Here is a 22,358-nt window from a genome sequence, read left to right as displayed (position 1 = left end):
GACTGGAGAAACTGCCTCCGTTGTTAACCGGAGGCAGGTTATGTTCTGTCAGCCATTGGATTTTATCATTAGCTGTTCATAGTCGTAGGTCAGGTCGTTCATTTTTTTCAAAATCGATTCGGTTGTTACTGAGACCATGGTTGGAACAAAATGGCCCTGGTGACTGATTTTGAATCCGGCATTGGTAAAGTCCCACTGGCTCTGGACTTTCGCCAGCTTTTGTTTGATATCGCTGGAGTTCAACTCTGATTGACGGAGCGTTGTCAGTGCGCTGCCAAACTCATCAATGGCCAGATCCAAAGATTGATCAACCGACGGATCCTTAACGCCCCATGCCCGGGTAATATAGAGTTTGGCGATACGCTGACTGAGCATTCGCTGTCGGCCGGAAATATTCACCAGTTGACCGGCTTTATGTCCGGCGTGTTCAGTAATGGCTTTAACCACGGTTTCACTGCGGGCCAGAAGTTCATCACTCAGTGCCAGAATGGTCAATGCTTTTTCGCGCGTTGGGGTCTCAAGGACTTTTAAACGGAACTCCTGCCAGGTGATGGCGGCATCATTCAAGCTGTTGCGAATCTTATCGTCAGGGGCGTAATCCATAAGTTCAAGAAATTGCTGCTCGAACAGCGCCATACTGGTATCCAGGTCAGCTGTCGCTTGATCCGGATTTACATCGGAGCCAATCATAATGTAACTTTTAGCGATCCTCTGACTGAGCATTCGCTGGCGACCTGCCTTGTTAATGGCTTCTGCATCATTGATGGTTGCCGCTGCAGGCAGTGAAGTTATGACCAGAGTGAACAGGATGCTGAGTAGTCCTGAAATCTTGAAAATCTGATTTAACATATCCGTATCTATGAATTGTTATTGATTTAAAAGGCGGATAATACCCGAAAATTACTTATGATTCGCCTTTCCATGTTTATTGCGGATGCTGGTTATTGCTCACGGCGGGAGGCTTCACGACTGATAGAAAGCGGGTGTGTGCTGGTTAATGGCAGGCCGGGATTGCATATTGATCAAATAGCATCGATTGCTCCGGGACGAAGAAATTTCAGGCCTGCTTCGGGCAACGGGCCATCAATAAGAAAGTGTGCCCCTGTTGCCGGTACCGCAGGTAAGGATCCAGGATATCAGAAGGTACACTGGTCGGCTCCGGGCTGAAAAAGCCTGCTCTCTGGTAAAAAAGTTCAAGGTGAGCATAGGGGTAGCACCAGCAGTTGACAGCGTTTAGATCCTTCAGGACTTCGCTCAAAAAGAACGAGCCAATACCCTTTCTTTGGGCATTGCTGGCGACCTGGACGCTTCTCAGCAGATAACCGTCGGATTTTGGACTGGCCCTCAGGCCAGCGATAATGTTTCCCTTTGCGCAGCGGGCTACCCAGACCCGCTCCTCACTCGACGCTTTTCCCTTGTGCCCGTTCTCTTTAAAAAAGCGGTTAACCAGGGGAAAGGCAATGGGGTTGAGTTCCTCAACGGTATGCACAGCACACTCAGTCACGGCTGTTTCCGGATGCTTTCTGGGCGGCTCCCAGAATACCCCGCAACATATTCAGCTCTTTGGCTTCGGGGCGGGCACGGTTGAACAAGCGACGCAGCCGGGTCATGACCAGTCCCGGGTGCTGTTGAATAATAAAATCGATGTCGGTCAATGTGGTTTCCAGGTGCTCGTAGAACTTTTCCAGCTCCTGATTCAGAGGGTATTCCTGTTCCGGTGTTTCACCGTGCCAGTGGTTCTCTTTATTCAGCGACGCCTTGAAGATCTCATAACAGAGAATCTGAATGGCTGATGCAACATTAAGTACCGGGTACTCCGGATTTGCATCAATACTGGTATGGAAGTGGCACTTTTCCAGTTCGCTGTTGGTCAGGCCCATGGTTTCCTGGCCAAATACCAGGGCAGCGGGTGATTGGCGGGATTCACAGAGCAGTTTCTCCGCACACGCTTCAGCCCCCAGCATCGGGCGTGAAAACGAATGGGTGCGTGTTCTGGCACTGGTGCCGATGACCAGGGCGCAATCGGCAATGGCTTCATCCAGTGAGTCAAAGACCCGGGCGTTTTCCAGCACATCCAGGGCGCCGGCCGCCATAGAGTCCGCCTCCGGTGCGGGAAATCGTTGCGGTGTCACCAGGCAGAGGTCACTCAGGCCCATGGTTTTCATGGCCCGGGCAGCGGAGCCTATGTTGCCGGGGTGGAAGGTATTGATAAGGATGATGCGAATATTTTGAAGCATGGTGACCAATGGTTGAATAACAGAAGAGGCTGTCCTTTTGGACACTCTTTTAGCAAGAGCTGAACCACAAAATAAATTTGACCCGTAATTATAGGGGGCGAAAGTACTTGAAAACCAGTCTTCGTGGTGAGTACCGATCGAGTTATGTACAATGCGCCGCAGTGGTCAGTAGTCCGGGAAATACATTGAAAAGATGAGTCAAACTACACAAAAGCAAGCCTATCGCTGGTTGTTACGGCAGATCGGGTCGGCCCGGCACTGGCTGCTGATCTCCATGGGCCTGGGTTTGCTCAATGGCGTCTTGCTGATTATTCAGGCTTCAATCATGGCAGGAATGATCCATCAGCTGGTGATGGAGGGGGCCACCCGGGAGATGCTGACGGACGATTTTTTCCGGGTTCTGGTGTTGGTTGTTGCCCGTGGTGCCTGCACCTGGGGGCGTGAGTTTTGTGGTTTTCGGGCAGGTGCCTGTGTTCGGGTAGAAGTGCGTAAACTATTGCTGGATAAGTTACGTCGCCTTGGGCCGCTGGTGATTGCTGAGCGGCCTGCCGGTAGCTGGTCGGCAATTGTTGTTGAACAGGTGGAAGAGCTTCAGGAATTTATTGCCAGATACCTGCCTCAGATGGCTCTGGCGGTAATGTTACCGGCCATTATGCTGGTGGTTGCTTTCCCACGAAGTTGGGTAGTGGGCATTATTTTCCTGGGAACAGCGCCACTGATTCCGGTTTTTATGGTTCTGGTAGGAATGAAAGCCGCACAGGCTAACCGGAAAAACTTTCAGGCACTCTCACGCCTGGGGGGCTTCTTTCTGGATCGGCTGCAAGGGTTGGAAACGCTGAAACTCTTTCAGCGAACAAGTTTTGCACAAACACAGTTAGCCGATGCCAGTGAAGACTTTCGAATTAAGACCATGCAGGTACTCCGCCTGGCTTTTCTGTCATCAACCGTGCTGGAGTTTTTTGCTTCGGTGTCCATTGCGTTGGTGGCGGTGTTTCTGGGGATGAGTTTTCTGGGTCATATTACCTTTGGTGGTGAAGTGACACTGTATACCGGGCTGTTTCTGTTGCTGCTGGCTCCTGAGTATTATCAGCCGCTGCGGGAGCTGGGAACCTATTATCATGCCAGGGCCAAAGCGGTGGGTGCGACGGAAGAGATTCTGGACATATTATCCCGGAAAGAATCGGAGGCACACCATGGCGGGTTGTCTTTGCCAGAGGCAATGCCGCTGACTCTGGAGGTAAAAGAGCTATCCGTGTCGGCAACCATAAAGTCCACAGTTAACCCGCTGCCGACAAACGCATCAGACAACAGACAGCCACTGTTACTGGATCGTCTGTCGTTTAAGATCGAACCCGGAACCCGGGTCGGTATTATTGGCAGCAGCGGTGCCGGTAAAACAACGCTGATCAATACGCTGATGGGCTTCTGGAACTACCGGGGTGAAATAAAGGCAGGCGGGCAATCGCTGGCGGATACCCGGCTTGACAGCTGGCGTAAAGCGATTGCCTGGTTGGGCCAGCAGCCATTGATTATCCATGGCTCCGTCTATGACAATATTTCCTTTGGACGCGCAGTTTCCCGTGAACAGTGCCTCGACGCCCTGGCCAGGGCCCAGGGTATGGATATTCTGGCAAACCTGCCGGATGGGCTGGACAGTGTCCTTAAAGAGCAGGGCGGTAACCTGTCGGTTGGTCAGGCCCAGCGGATTGCCCTGGCAAGAGCCCTCGTATTGCCGGTGCGGTTATTAATTCTGGATGAACCGACAGCCAGCCTGGATTCGGTCAGTGAGAGCCTGGTGCTGGATGCCCTGGATGCCATACCTGACGATTGCACGGTCATCACCATTACCCATCGAATCAGCCAGCTCAAGGCGATGGATCAGATCCTGCTGCTGGAAAAAGGGAGGCTGGTGGCTGACGGCTCTCCGGCAACGCTGGCGAGGCAAAGTGCTCAGTATCAGCAGTTTATCAGTATGCATCGTAATCAGGGGAGTCTGGATGATGAATGACCTGTGGCCTTTCCTGAAATTGTACCGTCAGCACCTGGGGATGCTGTCATTGGGAATTCTGCTGGCAATCGTTACCCTGCTGGCGAGCCTCAGCCTGCTCTCACTGTCCGGCTGGTTTATCACTGCCACCGCCATCGCCGGGTTGACCTTTACCACGGCCCAGACCTTTAACTTCTTTACTCCGGGGGCAGGCGTTCGGGGCTTTTCCATTGCCCGTACCGCTGCCCGCTATGCAGAACGTCTGGTCAGCCATGATGCCACGTTCCGGCTGTTGTCAGGCCTGCGCAGCTGGTTTTTCAGTAAATTGATTCCGCTCTCCCAAGAGCAGCTCGGACAGTACCGTAAAGGTGAGCTGCTTGATCGGCTGGTGGCTGATATTGATGCCCTGGATCAGCTCTATCTGAGGCTGGTCAGCCCATTGCTGTCTGCTGTGAGTGTTGCTCTGTTGTTTTCACTGTTTATCTCTTTTTTCAGTGTTGCGGTGGCCATGGTGGTGTTGCTGGTGATGATGCTCTGGATTATCTCCATGCCGTTGCTGTTTTATGTCCTGGGTCGCAGGACCGGGGAGTCAATGGGTGTCAGGCAGGCACGTTTGCGTCAGGAGGTACTGGATTATCTGCAGGGTATGGCGGAACAGCAGATCTATGGCAGTGATGCCAGTAGCCGTACCACGATGGCTGAATCGGAACAGAAACTGGTTGCCGACCAGTCCCGCATGGCAGTGATGGAAGGCTTCGGCTCCGCCCTGTTTGTTTCCAGCTCCGGTGCGGCGGCATTACTGGTGTTGTATATCGCCAGTGGTGAGATGAGTGCAGGCCTGTTCAGTGGGCCGGTTATGGTTATGATGGTGTTTGGAATGCTGGCCAGTTTTGAAGCGCTGATGCCATTGCCTGTTGCTTTTCAGTTTCTCAGTCATACACGACAGGCGGCCAGTCGTTTGCGCCAGGTGGTGAAGTCGCCGGTGGTTGTATTTCCAGAAAAGGCAACCGGAGAAGTATTAAAAGGTGAGATTCAGTTTACTGAGGTCTCCTGTAGCTATGTCAATAACAGCGATGCCAATAATCAGCCAGTCATTAATAAGCTGTCACTTCACATTCCTGCAGGCAGCCATATTGCTCTGCTTGGTAAAACCGGATGCGGTAAATCAACGCTGATCAAGTTATTGAACCGTGGATTGGAGCCCTCTGGTGGCAGGATTTTACTGGATGGGCAGCTGATTCAGGAATTGTCAGAACAGGCACTTTACCGGGCCATCACATTTGTTCCCCAGAAAACGCACGTGTTCAGTGCCACGCTCAGGGAGAATCTGCTATTGGCTGCACCAGCAGCAACGGATGCGCAGCTGTTAACAGTTGTTAACGATTCAGGTCTGAATAGGCTTGTTGCTGCCAGGGAGAATAATGGTGATTTGCTGGATGTCTGGCTGGGGCAGGGCGGTATTGCCTTATCCGGTGGAGAGCAGCGTCGTCTGGCCATTGCCCGGGCTTTGCTGAAACCGGCCCCGGTACTGGTGATGGATGAGCCGGGGGAAGGGTTGGATGTTCACAGTGAACAGGTATTGATGGATACCGTTTTAGGGCAATTCAAAGACAGTACCATCATTATGATCACCCATAAGCGAACGGCCCTGGGAAAGATGGATCAGGTCTTGCGAATGGAAAATGGCAGTTTGATTAAATGGTAATGACAAACCCTGGTCGATGAGTTTGATGTGTACAATCTCCGCTCACCCTGACACGGTCGAAGGGTGATTGGCACAGTATTCAGGGTATGGAGTTTAGGCCTTTCGACTCCGCTCAAGACGAACGGAGTTTGGGGGGCAATAAAAGAACCATCAATTACATTGAAACCATGTTCTAGCGCTGTGCTCTAGCGCTGTGCCGCTTTATGTAGATCTTTTTCAGGCCAATCTTTTATTAAGCTTCTGCGAATATCAGAACGTTCCTGATCACTCAACTGGCAAATATCTTTTCCTGCAATCTGTGAATAGTAATGCCGCATCCAGGTTTTGTTGACCGGATTGGGAATAATAAAATATTTTCTTCCGTACAGGTTTCTGGTTTTTTCAACGGAAGCCCGGTCAAAAGGGGATAACCCTTGCTCTTTTAAATCAAAGTCATCCAGAAGGTCACCGACAAACAGTCTGACATCGTATTTTTTTCCATTGATCCTTCCGGACATAATGGCTTTTCGCTGGTGCTCCTTATCACAGCTTTTTTTATTGACCGGACAATATTTGGAGCGGTTCAGCAAATTGGTCTGAGTAACTTTGGGGAATCCATTGGCAGCCAGTTGTTTTAAGGTGAAGTTTTCTACATCCCCTTTATGACCCGGACGGCCGGAAGAGTGCTCCCGGGCCGTTAGATAAAAGATTTCATAACCCAGGGCTGCCGCTTTGTTTAAAAACTCTCTGGCACCGGGAATGGAGGTGGATTGAAGCTGTTTTTCGTAGTTCCTCATCTTCGCTTCAGGTTCAGGGAATGCTTTGCAAAGAGGTGGGATTAAATGATTCGGAGGGTAGTCTATCAGCGTGCCATCAATATCAACAATAATTGCCCGATCAGTGGCGTAGCGGTTTTCAGGGGCTTCAAGAGCCTTGCTGGCCAGGTTATAAGTTTGAATAGCGGTGGCATTGAAATCAGCAGATTTCCTGACCCAGAGATCGGCCATGATAATATGCTGCCGGTAGCTCTCGGGAATAGGCACTGGTAACTCTGTGTCGTTAACCTGGCGGATGCGAACCCGGTGTTTTTCTGCCGGGCTCAGTGTTCGGTAGTCTTTGCTGATGGCTTCTTCCCAGAATCCATAAACGGTGTTTGGCAGAATAAACCACTGGCTGCCAAGTTTATCCTGATGCTGACTGACCCACTTTTTCTTTTCAGGGTAGAGGCCTTTAACTACCTCACCAAGATCGTCCAGCTGGTCACCAAACAGCATGATCGGGTGGTAGCCCGCTGTTATGATCTGCTGGCGCTTGTCCTCTTTGCTGAGGGTAATGTTTTTTTCTGCCTGGAGAATCACATTTATTTCACTGATGACCGGAAAACCCAATTGCTTCAGTTTATTAATAGTAATGGTTTTTACATCGTTAAAACGGCCGCTGATATAGAAAATTTCAATGCCCAGACTATTGGCTTTTTGCAGGAATTCAACGGACCCTGGCAGTGCTTTCGTCTCTTGATGATTCCACCAGAACCTGGACCGCTCGATACTTCGGGATTCATGGGTGTCAACCATACTGGTAAAATAACGGGTGCCTGATATCAGAGTATCATCAATATCGGTGATTATTGCAGGCTTTTTACCTTCAGGCGTTTTTGTCAAAAGAGCTTCCAGTTGATCGGTTGCGCCGTTAAAACTCTGGTAAAAGTAAGCGCGGTATTCCCCGGAATGCTGTTGCCAGTTTGCGGCAATGATAACTTCGTTGTTTAAAGCTTTCTGATCAACGCTATCAGCAAAGAGGGGCTGTAAGCTGAGTAATGGTGAAAGTAATAGAGTGGCCAAAACTTTCATGTCCATTTTCTTTTCTTTAAAACGTCGAATTTTCATAATTCTGATTGTGATAATTCTATTTGAGATAAGAATGACCGCATCAGAATAGACGAAAAGAAATAAAGTCTATGGAAGTGTTTGTTCTCAGTGTACTGATGAATAAGTTCTTTTTTATTGACAACGCCGTTGAAACAGTTGTTTGAGCCCCGACGTTCAGTCAGGGCCAGTGGCTGCATTGTTACTGCTGGGCATGAAAAGCCAGGCCGTTGATGTCCCGGCTTTCGTCCCCCATCAGGTAAAGGTAAACCGGCATTATGTCTTCCGGTGTGGGGAGTGTTTCCGGGTCTTCTCCCGGAAACGCCGCCGCTCTCATTGAGGTACGGGTGCCACCGGGGTTGATGCTGTTGGCACGCACAGAGCTGATACCGTCTTCCTCATCCGCCACGATTTGCATCAGACCCTCAGTGGCAAATTTTGACACGCTATAGGCTCCCCAGTGCGCCCGTCCCTGGTGACCCACGCCGGACGAGGTAAAAATGATCGACGCCTTTTCTGACAGGCGGAGCAGGGGCAGCAGTTCCCGGGTCATGATAAAGGCTGAATTCAGATTAACCTGCATGATGCGCAGCCAGGTTTCTGTGGGAAACTGGCTGATGGGTTTCAGTTCACCTAAAAGGCTGGCGTTGTGTAACAGACCGTCAAGCCGACCAAATTCGTTCTCAATGGTTTCAGCCAGATTACTGAAATCGATATCACCCGCGCTTTCCAGGTTTAGTGGATAGATGGCTGGTTGCGGCCACTGATTGAGTTCAATTTCATCGTACACCGCTTCCAGTTTTTCAGTGCTTCTGCCCAGCAGAATGACGGTGGCACCGTGGCGGGCATAGGTAAGGGCGGCGACCCGGCCGATACCACTGCCGGCTCCGGTTACCAGTATGACTTTATCCTTCAGCAGGTCTTTCGGAGCCTGGTAGGAAAACATGATGTTACTCCATGGTTTTTAGTTTGCTGCGCGATTTTCAAACAGCCTCTCAGGCATGGGACCTGTCTTTGATGATTTGCCAGTTGTGCTGTTCAAACCAGCGGTGCAGCTGCTGGACATGGTCGATATTCAGGTCCGCACCCCACTGTGCAGGATCTTCACCCTCAGCAATGTAGCCATAATGCGCGGCAACGGTGATCATGCCTGCTTGTTTTCCAGCTTCGATATCACGAATATGGTCGCCAATATAGACACTGAGCTGCGGTGAACTTCCGGACTGTCGGCAGGCAAGAAAGAGGGCTTCCGGGTCTGGTTTCGGCTTTATGACATCCTCCGGGCAGACAATGGCATGACTTCGTTCCAGCAGGCCAATTTGCCGAATCAATGAGAGGGCATAGGGTCTGGGTTTATTGGTGACAATACCCCAGGCGATATCCCGACGTTCAAGTTCCCCGATCAGTGACAGTATGCCGGGGTAGGGCCGGGCAAATGATGAACGACTGTGGTCCTGGATATGCCGATCATAGTATTGCAGAAACAGGGCCCTTTTCTGTTCCAGCTCATCGCCGGGCGCAAGATTGAAGGCAAGCTTCATCAGCGCCCGTGAGCCGGCAGAAACATTTTGCCGAATCAAATGGCTATCCATTGCCGGGTGCTGGTGATCTGCCAGCATTTGATTCACGGTAATCACAAAATCTTCTGCGGTGTCCAGCAGGGTGCCGTCCAGATCAAAAAAAACGCCTTCAATGGCTTTCATCATCGTTACTCTTGGTTATTCCCGGATGGCAGTGGTTCTCGTTGCCAGAAACTGAGCCATCAGTTAAGGGGTGGCTGACTTTGAGCCATAAATCAGGTAATTGACGTCTACATCCTTCGGGTTAAGCCGGTACACTTTCGTCAATGGATTGTAGGTCATCCCGGTCATGTCATGGATATTCAGTCCCGCTTTTCTCATGTCCCGGGTCAGTTCACTGGGCTTGATAAATTTCTTGTGCTCATGAGTGCCTTTTGGCAGCAGTTTGAGTATGTATTCCGCACCGATAATGGCAAACAGGAATGATTTGGGATTGCGGTTGATAGTGGCAAAAAAGATCTGTCCACCGGGTTTCAGGAGTTTGCTGCAGGCTTTGATGACGGAAGCCGGGTCGGGAACGTGCTCCAGCATTTCCAGGCAGGTCACCACATCGAACTGGCCGGGCATCTCTTCGGCCAGCTCCTCAGCGGTAATTCGGCGATAGTTCACCTCAACACCACTTTCCATGCTGTGCAGGCGGGCAACAGACAGGGGGGCTTCGCCCATATCAATACCAGTGACATGGGCACCCCGTTGCGCCATGGACTCACTCAGAATGCCGCCACCGCAGCCAATATCAATCACTTGTTTTCCGGCCAGTCCAACACGTTCATCAATATAATTCAGACGCAGGGGATTGATCTCATGAAGTGGCCTGAACTCACTGTCCGGGTCCCACCAGCGGCTGGCCAGTTCTTCAAACTTGGCGATTTCTCCGAGGTCCACATTTTGGGCTGAGCGCATGTCGGGCATTGTTCTGATCCGTCAAAGCAGTGTAATTGAGGCAGTCAGGGCTGCCATATCTGCGGATTATACCGTTAATCCTGCAGCCGACCACAGTGTTGAGTTTTGTAGTTGCCCGGGAGTGAAAAATTGAACTTCAGTACTGAATTTAATGTGATTAAGAAGAGATAAGGCTGAACCTTCAAATACAGCCTTTATGTCGCTGTCCGGTGTTTTACTGTTCTGCCAACTGCCTTCAGCACCCACTACATCCAGCCCGGTGCCGAGGCCCCGATAATGGTGGGTGGCACCAGTCGCACGTCATAAACGGCAGTGACCGACCCGGCGATCAGCAGGTGGTTCACCTGCTTCATGGTGAGTCGTACACCTTCTTGTCCGGGCTGACATGGACCTTCACACAAAACTTTTGCTCCAGATCCTCGCCGTCAATCGGGTCATTGATGCTGTCCACTGGCTGTCCCTTATATGTAACGCTGATTGATTTAATAGTCAGTCCAAGGTCCCTTGCAACTCTAACGGTGCTCTTGCCGTTGTCCGTCGTTTCCAGGAAGGCCGTTCGAAAATCATCCGAACGGTAATCTTTTTTATGTTGTATCAGAGTATCGATAGTTTTCTTATTAGTTATCGAATTCCGTTCAATGACCTCCGGCAGCTCCAGTAACAACTCGAGCGTGTCAAAACTCAGCATAAACTGATGGATAATCACATTGCTCATAAAGAAGTCTTTCGCCTTGGCAGCCTCCCCGGTCTTGTGGTTATCTTTAAATGTCCAGAGGTGTTGGGTAAAGTTGTTGACAAAACGATAGTTGGGGCCAGTAGTTTCCGCATCTTTGGTGAAGGTTTGGATGTGAGATCTGGTCAGCTTATCGAGTTTGGAAAATTCAGTGGCATACTTTGCCTTCAAAGTGGATAGCCGGTTTCGTATCTGCTGGTCCCACCAGATTCTGTCACGGTAATCGCCCAGAGTTTGCACGTCAGCCTTCAGAGTTCTCTCAACCATCCGCTCCCTGCGCACCGGTTTTCCGAAGGGATCGTCAAAATGTTTCATCTGAGGTATCAGAGCCCCAAGCTGGTGTTTAAACACCCGGTGCAGTTCCGGCCGCAGGCCCTCCTCCTGCTCTGCCAACCGCACAATCCGTCCGTCCGCCGTCATGCCAAGGGTGTTCAGTGGCTCATTGCCGGGGTTGTCCGCCAGGTAGCGCTCAATGGCCTGTGTTGTTGCTTCAGTCCTTGCTGATGTGGGGTTCATTGGGGATCTCCTTTTCCGGGTGAGGTTCAGTAACGGGGGGCAGTACCTGACTCATCCATGCCATGGGAGATACACCGCCTTGTCCGGGCTGACATGGACTTGCACGTTGAACTCTCCTGAGGCCTGTGGGATGGTAATCTCTCCATCGACCCCCTCAACTGGCCTGGTTTATAAAAAACGTTAAGGCTGTCAATAGTCACCGCTGTTATTTTTTTCATAGGGGGCGAGACGACTGGGGTCCAGCTTTCCGGGATTACCTGGTTTAACCGGTTTAGTCGCTACAACGGCAGGCTCATTTTTTTCATCAGGTGCTGTTTTAGTTGCTTTTGTTTTGTTACTTACCGCCTCAGCATTCTGAAGGGCACGGTCGGCAAGTGCTTTTTTGACATCCTCTTTTACTTCTGTACCATCGTCAATTGCAGAAGCCAGATAATTGACAAGGTTCCTTAATTCGTTTTTGGCTTCGACAGACCATTTATTCTCAAACCATGCCTGCTTTACTTTGCGTGAACAAGCAACTGCCAAGTCTACGTGCTCAGAAACTTTGTTATATACATTCGGGTCTATACCCATTCCACGGAGGAATTCTTCTCCTATCTGCATGGTAACAATCCTTTGTTGAGTTTAAGTATCAAGCGTCAGTGCTTACTTCAAATCTAGTCCGGTTCAGGAAAAAACACAGGTTTACCCAGTTGGTACTTTTTTGACAATTTCCTGAAAGCGGTTGTCCGCCCTGTGCCATTGATGGACCGGCAAAAAACATATTCCCAAAGTGATTGATGTATCTCGCGGATAAGGCATGAATTGTGGTAACATCGCGGTTTTGAAAATCAATTACCTTAGGCGATCATTCCATTGAGATGCTCTGGGAAAGAGCATTTTTTCTGTTTGGATAAGACTTTATTATCGGTGTCCTGGTCCACAGAACTGGGATGGATGCTGACCGCTATCTGTTGGCCGTAAGCAAAAGGACGACTGGGTTTCCATGACTGAAATTGCCAAAGAGATTCTCCCGGTAAATATTGAAGATGAACTCAAGCAGTCCTATCTGGACTACGCCATGAGTGTCATCGTTGGTCGTGCCCTGCCTGATGTACGTGACGGGCTCAAGCCCGTGCACCGGCGCGTACTGTTCGCCATGAGCGAACTGGGCAACGACTGGAACAAACCTTACAAAAAATCTGCCCGTGTGGTCGGGGATGTGATCGGTAAATACCATCCCCACGGCGACTCTGCGGTCTATGACACCATTGTCCGGATGGCGCAGCCATTTTCCCTGCGCTACATGCTGGTTGATGGTCAGGGCAACTTCGGCTCCATTGACGGTGACTCCGCCGCAGCGATGCGTTATACGGAAATCCGGATGGACAAGATTGCCCATCAGTTGCTGGCAGATCTCGACAAGGAAACCGTAGACTATGTGCCTAACTACGATGGCACAGAGCAGATTCCTGCCGTTTTACCCACCCGTGTTCCTAACCTGCTGGTGAATGGCTCGGCCGGTATCGCGGTGGGCATGGCCACCAATATCCCGCCTCACAATATGACCGAGGTGGTGAATGGCTGTCTGGCGCTGCTGGATGATGAAGCGCTGACGGTTGATGACCTGATGGAGTACATCCCGGGTCCTGACTTCCCTACCGCGGCGATTATCAATGGCCGGGCTGGTATCCTTCAGGCCTATCGCTCCGGTCGTGGTCGCATCTACATTCGTGCCAGGGCCGATATCGAGCACGATGAAAAGAAAAATAAAAGCACCATTATTGTCACCGAGATCCCTTATCAGCTGAATAAGGCGCGCCTTATTGAGAAGATTGCCGAGCTGGTAAAAGACCGCAAGATTGAGGGTATTTCCGAGCTGCGCGATGAGTCTGACAAAGATGGCCTGCGTGTGGTGATCGAGCTTCGCCGTGGTGAAAATGCCGAGGTGGTGCTCAATAACCTGTATGCCCAGACCCAGCTTGAGTCCGTGTTCGGTATCAATCTGGTGGCCCTGGTGGATGGTCAGCCTAAACTGCTCAACCTGAAGGAGTTCCTGGAAGCCTTTATCCGTCACCGCCGTGAGGTGGTCACCCGCCGGACCGTTTATGAGCTGAGAAAGGCCCGTGAGCGTGGTCATATTCTGGAAGGTCTGGCCGTTGCCCTGTCCAACATTGATCCGGTTATCCAGCTGATCAAGGACTCGCCAACACCGGCGGAGGCTAAAGAAAAGCTGATTGCCAAGGGTTGGAATCCCGGCCACATGATGGAAATGGCCGAGCGTGCCGGTGCCGATGCCTGTCGTCCGGATGATCTGCCTGAGGCTTATGGTCTCAGGGATGGGCTTTATTACCTGTCTCCGGTTCAGGCTCAGGCCATTCTGGAAATGCGACTGCACCGACTGACCGGTCTTGAGCATGAGAAGCTGCTGTCTGAATATCGTGAGCTGCTGGAGAAAATTGCCGAGCTGATTCTGATCCTCTGTGACCCAATGAAGCTGCGTGCCGTCATCAGGGAAGAGCTTGAGCAGGTTCGGGATGAGTTTGGCGATGAGCGCCGTACCGAGATCACCAGCTCCCGTCGTGACTTGACGGTTGAAGATCTGATTGATGAGGAGGATATGGTGGTCACCCTGTCCCACGGTGGCTATGCCAAGACCACGCCCCTGGATACCTATCAGGCACAGCGTCGTGGTGGTCGTGGCAAGTCAGCGGCTTCCGTTAAGGAAGAGGACTATGTCGAGCACATGCTGGTGGCTAACACCCATACCCAGATCCTCTGCTTCTCCAGCAAGGGTAAGGTCTATTGGTTGAAGGTCTATCAGATCCCCCAGGCTGGCAGAACCTCCCGGGGTCGACCGATCGTTAATATTCTGCCGCTGGAGCAGAATGAGAAAATCACCGCCATGCTGCCGGTGGAAGAGTTTACCGAAGGCCATTTCGTCTTTATGGCGACGCTCAATGGTACGGTGAAGAAGACACCTCTGGAGCAGTTTGCCCGCCCACGCTCTTCCGGCCTGATCGCCCTGGGTCTGGATGAAGGAGATACTCTGGTGGGGGCTGAAATTACTACCGGAGAAAAGCAGGTAATGCTGCTGTCTAATGGTGGTAAGGCGGTTCGCTTTGAGGAGACTGACGTTCGTGCCATGGGCCGGACAGCTCGTGGTGTCCGTGGTATGAAACTGCCTGAAGGTCAGCGGATTATCTCTCTGATTATTCCGGAGGAAGATACCCAGATTCTGACGGCCAGCGCCAAAGGTTACGGTAAACGAACTGCCGTCGATGAGTTCCGACTCACCAGCCGTGGTGGTCAGGGGGTTATCTCCATGCAGTGCACGGAGCGTAACGGTGAAATCGTGGGCGCTATCCAGGTTAAGAGCGGCGAGCAGATTATGCTGATTTCTGACCAGGGAACACTGGTGAGAACCGGGGTTGATGGCGTCTCTTCACTGAGTCGTAATACCCAGGGGGTTACGCTGATCCGTGTCTCTGAGGGTGAAAAACTGGTGGGTGTTGCCCGCGTTGAGGAGCCAGAGGCTGTGGATGCGCCTGAGCTTGAGACTGAAGGGCAGGATGATCCCATTGCCAGCGAAGGGACGGTAGAATCCTGATAGTTTGAAAAACGCCAGCCCAGTGCTGGCGTTTTTTCATCATGATACAGTTACTCACCCGGAGTCAGAGAGTTTGTCGGTAATGACCGGGGTAAACCGCCGTTTAGTGGCTAGGGAGTCATTGTGAAGTCTTGTGTAACAGATGGTGTAAATGATGTTCTGGCGCAGCTGGATCATCGGGTTTATAACTTTTCAGCCGGACCTGCACCGATTCCCTATGAGGTGCTGCAGCAGGCCCGGGATGAGATGATGAACTGGCAGGATGTGGGCGCTTCGGTGATGGAAGTGAGCCATCGGGGCAAGGAGTTTCTCGCGGTTGCCCATGGGGCCGAAAAAGACCTGCGTGATCTGTTGATGATCCCTGATAACTACAAGGTGCTTTTTCTGCAAGGGGGAGCCCGGGGGCAGTTTGCGGCGGTGCCACTGAACCTTAAGGGAGACAAGGTTTTTGCTGACTATGTCAACAGTGGTTACTGGGCCCAGTCAGCTATTAAAGAAGCCCAGCGCTACCTGGATGTGAATATTGTTGCTGATGGCAAGGACAGGGGCTTTAATGCGATGCCTGCCGAAGACCAGTGGCGGATAAGTAAAGATGCCGCTTATTTGCACTACACGCCCAATGAGACCATCGGTGGTCTTGAGTTTTCATTTATACCGGAGTCGGGTGATGTGCCGCTGGTTGCGGATATGTCTTCCAATATCTTGTCCGGCCCGCTGGATGTCAGCAAGTTTGGTGTTATTTATGCCGGTGCCCAGAAGAATATTGGTCCGGCCGGTCTTACCGTGGTGATTGTTCGTGAAGACCTGTTGGAGCGTGGTTCCCTGATGTGCCCTGCGGTGCTGGACTATAAGCTGCAAGCGGGCAATGATTCCATGTACAACACGCCACCAACCTTTGCCTGGTATCTTGCCGGTCTGGTCTTTAAATGGCTGAAAAAACAGGGTGGGCTTGCAGCGATCAATGCGCTCAATGAGCGCAAGGCCAACAAGCTGTATGCTCAGATTGATGGCTCCGGTTTTTATCAGAACCCGGTGGACCCAAAGTGGCGCTCCCGCATGAATGTGCCGTTTACACTGATCAACCCGGAGCTGGATGCAACGTTCCTTGCCGAGTCCGAACAGGCAGGCTTTCGTTATCTGAAAGGGCACAAGGCAGTAGGCGGTATGCGGGCAAGTATCTATAATGCAGTGCCAGAGCAGCATGTGGCTGCTCTTATTGACTTCATGAAAGAATTTGAACGGCGGTATGGATAATGGCAGAAGAGAAGTTGGGGCAGTTGCGAATTCAAATTGATTCGCTGGATCAGCAAATCCTTGATCTGATCAGCGAACGTGCGCGATGTGCCCGGGAAGTGGCCCGTGTAAAAACAGAAGCTGACCCCTCTGCTGTGTTTTACCGACCTGAGCGCGAAGCCCAGGTACTTCGTAATATCATGAAGAAAAATGACGGGCCTTTGAATGACGAAGAGATGGCCCGTCTGTTTCGTGAAATCATGTCCGCCTGTCTGGCGTTGGAAGAGCCGGTCAAGGTGGCTTTTCTGGGGCCGGAAGGCACATTTACCCAGCAGGCTTCCCTGAAGCACTTTGGCCACTCTGCGGTTTGCGTGCCCATGGCGGCCATTGATGAGGTATTCCGGGAAGTGGCTGCCGGTGCGGTCAACTATGGTGTGGTGCCGGTGGAAAACTCCACGGAAGGTGTGGTCAGTCATACCCTGGACAGCTTTCTGGACTCTTCACTGAAGATCTGTGGTGAAGTGGTACTGCGCATCCATCAACACATGATGATTTCAGAAAACACCCGGCGGGATCATATTACCCGCATCTACTCCCATGCCCAGTCGTTTGCCCAGTGTCGCAAGTGGCTGGACTCCCACTGGCCCATGGCCGAGCGGGTAGCGGTCAGCTCCAACGCAGAAGCAGCGAAGCGGGTCAAGGGTGAGTGGAATTCTGCGGCCATTGCCGGTGATATGGCGGCAGAAATGTATGGTCTGGAAAAAATTGCCGAGAAAATTGAAGACCGTCCTGATAACTCAACCCGGTTTTTGATCATTGGCAATCAGCCGGTTCCACCCAGTGGTGATGACAAAACGTCAGTGGTCATCAGTATGCGCAACCAGCCGGGTGCGCTCCATGCGATTCTTGAGCCTTTCCATGTGCACAATATCGACCTGACACGGGTTGAGACCCGCCCATCCAGAACCGGCATCTGGAACTATGTGTTTTTTGTGGATTTTGAAGGTCATCAGGATGACCCTGTCGTTGGCAAGGTGCTGGAGAAGCTGGGTGAGCGTGCCAATGACCTCCGTGTGCTTGGTTCTTACCCCAAGGGTGTTCTCTGATCGTTGTTGTATTAAGCGGGCAGGGATGATGGCGGTTAAATGCCCAAGGCTCATGACCGGTGATGAGCCTTATAATCTAACTTTTCTACCACCCTGCACAAAATATGCTTGCGGTCAAAGTGCAGGGCAGGTTGCTACCTGCCTTACTTGGGGATTTCCACGGGAGGCATTTCCGGCCTACATCCAGAACTCTAGTTCCATCTGATTATAACGATTGTAACCAGACAGAATTTTTTCCAACTCTTTTTGATCAACTGTGTTGAGCAACTTGAGTGCAGATTGTGCCTGTTCCATGGCGTTAGCAATGTCCACTGGTAATTCTTTTTCAGGCGCAGCTGACAGATGCTCCGGAAAATAATGCAGTGCTATCTGATCATCAAAATTGTGCAATACCCGAAAGAGGTGACCTGTTTCTACGCCCCTCTTACCCAGTTCCGCAAGTTTATGGGACAGGTAACAGGCTGCAATGCTCTGCTTCGTTTGCTTAACCTCATTATTTTTATCTCTGGTCTTTTGGTCCATTTCCCGTAACTCATCCACGGGTAATCCCATGGCTAAACCAATCAAAAACCAGTTATGGCTCAATGGTAAACGGCGCAGAAAATCCGGGGTTAGCGGTAGTGAACTGGTCGTGGTGACAGAGCTGTCATCATCCTGGCGATAGAGTGGTTTGATGACAGGGGGCTGCTCAGAACCGGGCTCCAGAACGGGCTCCAGAAATAAAGACAATTTCTTTCTGTTAATTGCAATGTAGCGATTTAACTTTCCTTCCAGTCTGGGTCCTGCAGCTTCGCGTAGAGCATATAAGATATGTGCCGGAGTCAGCAGCCCGGGCTGACAATGAGTTGCTGCAAGCAGTAGTTCGTATATCTGATCATGGTCGGCTTCATCAACAAATGATTCCTTGAGAATGCTCTGGATTATTGGCAATGACACCCCAAGGGCATTACCAATGGCGTCAGCAGGTATCTTGATCTTTGCAATTCCGTTAGCCAAACAAAGCATTTGTCTAGACAAATTGCCTTCATTTACAAGGCTAAAAGTCACTGGATGACCTCTTAAGGCCTCAATGAAACGATGTGCACAACGGATGGCCATAATCTCAGGGTGGCTCATTATTTTTACCAGCTCATTTGTGGTCATGACCCCCCCTTGTTTGTCCAGAATCCTCTTCATCAAAATCATGGTTGAAAATCGGTTGACTCTTTTTGGGATAGATTGCAGATCCTGATCCATCATCAGTTCCGGATATCCGGCCGCAAAGGCAATTGTTGCCTTCGGAACTGTGCAAACCTGATAGTCATCTTTTTTGACGATCTTATGTAACTTGAAGAAATCCAGCTGATAATCCAGCTCAGCATTGGCATCAACAGTCTCTACAAAGGGAGGCGATTGAGTCCCGAGCCGACTCTGGTCAAATACAATACCAAAATCTTTACAGTGCAAATTAACCAGATCAAATCTTGAAATACCCAACAGCATTGTATGCAGTTTTTTATGGGTTATCAGCAGTTTTTCCATGATTGCTTTATCTTGTCGATTGACGACAGGCAGGGATAAATAGTTAGCCTGTGCATATTGCTGATGACTTGCAGTTTCTAAAATGTTGGCAATATCGGCTATTGGAAATCCCAGATATATGGCAAACAGTACCTGGTCCTCGGGTGATATGCCCCGGGTAAATTTATCGCCCAAATTATTCCAGTATACAGTGCCGTCCAGTGGTGTGTCAGGCAACCGGGAATATTCAGTGCCGGAGATGACACTCCGTTCAAGCATCGGGGCGACGTTGTTTGCATTAACAATGGAAGGCTCTGTTTTTACTGACTTCGGGGGGGGCGATTCAGTAGCTGGATTGACAGTGGGTGGCCTTTTCAATGATTTGAAAGTAATTCGACTTGTTGCAACTGTGCTCATCATAGCGTTGAGAAATTTTATGCTTTCCGAACCGAAATAAGGAACAACCCGGGCCATTAATTGTCCCAGTCTGGTGGCTTTAGCGATCTTCCCGGGTAATTTTTTTTCAGGCTGGTCATCCGAATGCTCTGGAAAGTAAGCCAGTGTTGCCTGATCATCCAGAATCTTCAGTGCCTGGTAAAGATGACCTGTTTCCAACCTCTTTAGAACCAGTGTCCGGGATAATTCCGGAGCTGCAAGGCTCAGCCTTTTTTTGTCTGGCGCACCGTTTTCAAAGATCGTTCTGGAACCAATCCTTTCCAGCTCATCCCCTGACAGCCCCATGGTTAAACCAATCAAAAACCAGTTATGGCTTAGTGGTAGGTGACGCAAAAAATCCAGGGTCAACGGTTGCGAACTGACAATCCCGTTAGAGTTGTCATCTTCCGGCCGATAGAGTGGTTTGAGTTCAGGTAACTCTTCAGGAGTGAATTCGTTTAGCCAGGGTAAACATGTATTCCTTTTGTCTGATTTTTTATCCTTTTCTATCCATTTTTCTAACTCTTCGCGACAACCACTGGCACTGCCTGCTTCCCGCAGTGCATGGATAATGTGCCCGGGTGTGAGTCGGGGTGAGCAAAGGATTGCTTGATTGAATAAATCATCGAACATTTCTTGATTGCTTACCAAGTTATAATCTCTATCAACAATTTTCTGGATGATATGCAACGGTACCCCCAGTGCCCGGCCCAAATGTTCAGCGTTTATCCCAAGCACTGAAACCTGGAATGTCAGATCGACAATCTGCTTATTCCAGCTTAAGTTATGGCTGCGGAAAAAAGGTATGGTGTTGCCTTTCAGCGATTCAATGAGGCGGTACGCGCAGCTGATAATCATAATCTCAGGATTGTGCATTATTTTAACTATTTCATTTGTGGTAATGCTCCCACCGTGTTTATCCAGGATTTTCTTAAACAGGAGTGTGTTTACATAAAAGTTTGCTACGTCAAAGCATTGTTTAATATCCTGATCATCCATCAGGTCCGGGTATCCGGCAGCATAGGCTAATGTTGCCGTCGGAATATTATAAAAAAAAGGGCGTTTTTCTATTTGAAAGATCTTGATCAGCTTGAAAATATTCAGCTTGTGATTTAGCGCAGCATCATTATCTGCAGCCTGTACACAGGCAGGCCAGTCAGACAGGAACTGACTCTGGTCAATGGCAACACCCGACTTTTCACAATACAATTTCACCAGTTCTGGTCTTGAGGTATTCGCCAGCACTATGAGCCATTGTTCATAGGTTAACTTATGATTTTCCAGAGTTAAAAAATCTTCCAGCAGATGAAAAGGTGTAGTTGCATCATGCTGATTCGGAAATTTTTGCTCGAGTTTAAATAATTGATTTAACGGAAGATCCAGATAAATAGCGAACACATACACATTGAAGAACGTTAGGCTTTCTCTGATTTGCTGGTCCAACTCTCCCCATTTGACAAAGTCACCCGGTTGTTTTGCAGGCAGTGGGTCAGAGGCAAAGCCGGATTCAAGACTCCGTGCAGATATGGCAATTGCAGATGTTGATGATGCTGGCTCAATGGGTTCAGAGCCGCCCCCGGCAACGGCGACACGCTTTCCGGCAAAAGGGGAAATTGACGAATAACGGCTTGATGGCCCGTGGTCTGCCAATCCCGGGAGCCTGGCAGGTGGATCAGATGGAGGGATCGGTTGATGACCGGTTGAATTAATCATGAAACTGTCTCCAAAATTTTCATTGTTCAATGTCCAGCGGCACACGGCTGTTAATAGGGATTGGTAATCCGTGTTTTCGGTCACCCTGCATAATGAATATGCCAAACTCTCCGGGAGGCTGTCCGGTAATAATCTGTGCTGTGCAGCAATTGCTCCTGCATTAAATTGTTATGCCTGGCTTGGAGAATTAGCACTGAAAAAGCCGTACAAATGATTTAGACGATCGGACAGAAAAAAAGTTCAGTCGTCATTACTTAAACGCCTCACGAGACTGTCTTCCTGGCAGTAATAGCTGGAGCTGACGATCCAGAAAGCAGTCTTGTCCCGGCGTTAACCAAACACTGGACGATGTGGAAGTCGTTATGATGACACTGTTGAGAGTCGTTACAAATGCTCTGTTTGGCGCAGCAGACGAACTGTCCCCGGAGGACAAAAATCTGCTCAAGGCGGCTGGGAATGGCGACCTGGGATCGGTGAAGGCGATGTTGGATCAGGGGGCTGATATTGAGGCCAGGGACTGGTCTGGCAAAACCCCGCTATTTCGTGCGGTAATGTCGGAAAACCCGGAAGTTCTCAACGTTATTCTGGCTGCAGGTGCTTGCCTTAATGCCCGCGATTGTTATGGTCAAACTCCGCTGCACAAAGCCCGTAGCCAGAAGGTTGTGAAAGAACTTCTGGCTTGGGGAGCCGATATTGAGGCCAGGGATAATGATAAAGCAACGCCACTAATGTGTGCGATTACACATCATGACAGACTGGAGGCGGCCAGGGAGCTTCTGTTCGCAGGTGCCAATATTGAGGCTGCTGATGAATTTCAACGGACACCATTGCATCTTGCGGCTATCTCTAAGTGCTCCGACTTGCGGTATATGGAGGTACTTCTGTCCGAGGGAGCCAATCTTGAAGCCAGGGAAAGAACTACACAATACACCCCGCTGCATGAAGCAGTATTTAGTGGTTCGGGCAAGAAAGTACAAGTATTGGTGGCTGAGGGTGCCAACTATAAGGCGCTAGATTGGAATAGGAGAACACCGTTGCATTTGGCCATGGGCAGAATTGACAAAATGGACGAACTGATGGCAGCGGTCGGCAGGTTTGACAGCATCGATTCGGATAATAAGCCGGTTAGTTTTCAGCCCCAATCACTTCAGGCCTGCACCCGTACCGCTATTCGCTCGCGCCTGGTTAAACACCGGAAAAATACCGGACAACCGTTGTCAGAATCGGTACAGGATCTGCCGCTGGGTCCGACGCTGAAATCCTATCTTTATAAGCCC

General features: G+C 50.3%; 17 protein-coding genes. 7 read left to right on the top strand and 10 right to left on the bottom strand.

What is annotated here, in order from left to right:
• Positions 1-48: 48 nt before the first annotated feature.
• Complete coding sequence (locus ACO6V1_RS11830; protein ID WP_422448336.1) at positions 49-849, bottom strand: type IV pili methyl-accepting chemotaxis transducer N-terminal domain-containing protein; 801 nt, start codon at positions 847-849, stop codon at positions 49-51.
• A 57-nt stretch (positions 850-906) separates the two neighbouring features.
• Between ACO6V1_RS11830 and ACO6V1_RS11825 the strand changes: the two genes are divergently transcribed.
• Positions 907-1,167, top strand: coding sequence for a S4 domain-containing protein (locus ACO6V1_RS11825; RefSeq protein ID WP_422448334.1), 261 nt, complete (start codon positions 907-909; stop codon positions 1,165-1,167).
• Here ACO6V1_RS11825 and ACO6V1_RS11820 read toward each other — a convergent pair.
• Positions 1,058-1,504, bottom strand: a complete 447-nt coding sequence (locus tag ACO6V1_RS11820; protein WP_422460798.1) for a GNAT family N-acetyltransferase — start codon at positions 1,502-1,504, stop codon at positions 1,058-1,060. The two genes, ACO6V1_RS11825 and ACO6V1_RS11820, sit on opposite strands and share 110 nt — an antisense overlap.
• Positions 1,497-2,282: a tRNA (cytosine(32)/uridine(32)-2'-O)-methyltransferase TrmJ gene (trmJ, locus tag ACO6V1_RS11815; protein WP_422466970.1), complete on the bottom strand. Its 786-nt coding sequence runs from the start codon at positions 2,280-2,282 to the stop codon at positions 1,497-1,499. Before trmJ ends, ACO6V1_RS11820 begins: the two co-directional genes overlap by 8 nt.
• Positions 2,283-2,430: 148 nt before the next feature.
• On the opposite strand from trmJ, the gene cydD reads away from it, so the two are divergent.
• Both cydD and cydC read left to right on the top strand, forming a co-directional pair.
• On the top strand, positions 2,431-4,245 hold the full coding sequence (gene cydD, locus ACO6V1_RS11810; protein ID WP_422448328.1) for a heme ABC transporter permease/ATP-binding protein CydD: 1,815 nt from the start codon (positions 2,431-2,433) through the stop codon (positions 4,243-4,245).
• Positions 4,235-5,929 carry a heme ABC transporter ATP-binding protein/permease CydC gene (gene cydC / locus ACO6V1_RS11805; protein ID WP_422448326.1) on the top strand — a complete coding sequence of 565 codons (1,695 nt, stop codon included), beginning with the start codon at positions 4,235-4,237 and terminating at the stop codon, positions 5,927-5,929. Before cydD ends, cydC begins: the two co-directional genes overlap by 11 nt.
• 185 nt (positions 5,930-6,114) lie before the next feature.
• On the opposite strand, the gene ACO6V1_RS11800 is transcribed toward cydC, so the two are convergent.
• From ACO6V1_RS11800 to ACO6V1_RS11775, 6 genes are all read right to left on the bottom strand, one after another.
• The gene (locus ACO6V1_RS11800; RefSeq protein WP_422466968.1) at positions 6,115-7,758 is read right to left on the bottom strand and encodes an HAD family acid phosphatase; all 1,644 of its coding nucleotides are present in this window, start codon (positions 7,756-7,758) and stop codon (positions 6,115-6,117) included.
• Between the two features lie 217 nt (positions 7,759-7,975).
• Complete coding sequence (locus ACO6V1_RS11795) at positions 7,976-8,719, bottom strand: YciK family oxidoreductase (protein ID WP_422448322.1); 744 nt, start codon at positions 8,717-8,719, stop codon at positions 7,976-7,978.
• A 49-nt stretch (positions 8,720-8,768) separates the two neighbouring features.
• Entirely contained in the window at positions 8,769-9,479 is a 711-nt protein-coding gene (locus ACO6V1_RS11790) for an HAD family hydrolase (RefSeq protein ID WP_422448320.1), read from the bottom strand.
• Between the two features lie 60 nt (positions 9,480-9,539).
• A complete protein-coding gene (gene ubiG / locus ACO6V1_RS11785) occupies positions 9,540-10,256 on the bottom strand; it encodes a bifunctional 2-polyprenyl-6-hydroxyphenol methylase/3-demethylubiquinol 3-O-methyltransferase UbiG (protein WP_422449556.1) in 717 nt (238 codons plus the stop codon).
• A gap of 349 nt (positions 10,257-10,605) precedes the next feature.
• On the bottom strand, positions 10,606-11,505 hold the full coding sequence (locus ACO6V1_RS11780; RefSeq protein ID WP_422448318.1) for a hypothetical protein: 900 nt from the start codon (positions 11,503-11,505) through the stop codon (positions 10,606-10,608).
• A 189-nt stretch (positions 11,506-11,694) separates the two neighbouring features.
• Positions 11,695-12,108: a hypothetical protein gene (locus ACO6V1_RS11775; RefSeq protein ID WP_422460788.1), complete on the bottom strand. Its 414-nt coding sequence runs from the start codon at positions 12,106-12,108 to the stop codon at positions 11,695-11,697.
• 382 nt (positions 12,109-12,490) lie between these two features.
• Here ACO6V1_RS11775 and gyrA point away from each other — a divergent pair, with 382 nt between their 5' ends.
• The 3 genes from gyrA to pheA all read left to right on the top strand — a co-directional run bounded on the left by gyrA (position 12,491) and on the right by pheA (position 17,433).
• Positions 12,491-15,094, top strand: coding sequence for a DNA gyrase subunit A (gene gyrA, locus ACO6V1_RS11770; RefSeq protein WP_422460787.1), 2,604 nt, complete (start codon positions 12,491-12,493; stop codon positions 15,092-15,094).
• 123 nt (positions 15,095-15,217) lie between these two features.
• A complete protein-coding gene (serC, locus tag ACO6V1_RS11765) occupies positions 15,218-16,348 on the top strand; it encodes a 3-phosphoserine/phosphohydroxythreonine transaminase (protein ID WP_422466966.1) in 1,131 nt (376 codons plus the stop codon).
• On the top strand, positions 16,348-17,433 hold the full coding sequence (gene pheA, locus ACO6V1_RS11760; RefSeq protein ID WP_422448311.1) for a prephenate dehydratase: 1,086 nt from the start codon (positions 16,348-16,350) through the stop codon (positions 17,431-17,433). The genes serC and pheA overlap by 1 nt, the downstream gene beginning before the upstream one ends.
• 177 nt (positions 17,434-17,610) lie before the next feature.
• Here pheA and ACO6V1_RS11755 read toward each other — a convergent pair whose 3' ends face one another.
• Positions 17,611-21,081, bottom strand: coding sequence for a hypothetical protein (locus ACO6V1_RS11755; protein ID WP_422466964.1), 3,471 nt, complete (start codon positions 21,079-21,081; stop codon positions 17,611-17,613).
• Positions 21,082-21,443: 362 nt separating this feature from the next.
• On the opposite strand from ACO6V1_RS11755, the gene ACO6V1_RS11750 reads away from it, so the two are divergent.
• On the top strand, positions 21,444-22,358 hold a 915-nt coding region (locus ACO6V1_RS11750; protein ID WP_422466962.1), incomplete at its 3' end, for an ankyrin repeat domain-containing protein.

The sequence above is a fragment of the Endozoicomonas sp. ALC013 genome (assembly GCF_049310205.1).
Lineage (GTDB): Bacteria > Pseudomonadota > Gammaproteobacteria > Pseudomonadales > Endozoicomonadaceae > Endozoicomonas.
The sequence above is the reverse complement of the archived record's forward strand: the minus strand, read 5'-3'. Positions and strand labels throughout refer to the sequence as shown.